Origin of the sequence: Synechococcus sp. H55.2 (assembly GCF_047462495.1) — a bacterium.
Lineage (GTDB): Bacteria > Cyanobacteriota > Cyanobacteriia > Thermostichales > Thermostichaceae > Thermostichus.
Genome location: NZ_JANSJH010000246.1, coordinates 1 through 503 on the forward strand (window position 1 = coordinate 1; position 503 = coordinate 503).

The 503-nt window shown below is 64.6% G+C and carries 1 protein-coding gene; it reads left to right on the plus strand.

Annotation, left to right across the window (positions count from 1 at the left end; translation table 11 throughout):
• Positions 1-81: 81 nt before the first annotated feature.
• Positions 82-503 (plus strand): hypothetical protein (locus NW844_RS13155; RefSeq protein ID WP_414336286.1); only part of this gene is annotated, 422 nt, incomplete at its 3' end.

Sequence of the window (503 nt, forward strand, 5' to 3'; positions counted from 1 at the left end):
CCAACACCGACACCGACGCCCACACCAACCCCAACACCGACGCCTAGTCCGTCACCTTCCCCAGGCGAAGGGATCCGGCTGGTGAAGCGGATCAGTGCCGTCAACGGCCTTCCCATCCGTGAGTTCTTCGACGAGCCCACAGATCCCAACGACAACCCAGGGATCCCTTGGCCGGGCGGGGCAGCAACCTTCCTGCAAGGTGCCGTCAACCAGCCGGTACGTCCGGGAGCGCGGGTGCAGTTTGCCATCTACTTCCTGCTGGATTCGCCCAGCTCGACGCTGACGGTGTGCGATCCCCTCGTCCCTGGTCTTGGCTATGTGGCAGGCAGCTTGTCCTTGACACCGGCAGGTGGCTCTCCAGTGGCTCTGAGCGATGCGGTTGATGGGGATGGGGGAGCTTTCATCCCACCGGGACAAGCGGTGCCGCCGACCTGCGGCGGCATCACCAACTCCAACGGAGTGGTGGTGGTCAATGTGGGGGGATCTGGCACTGCCGGGGCCAT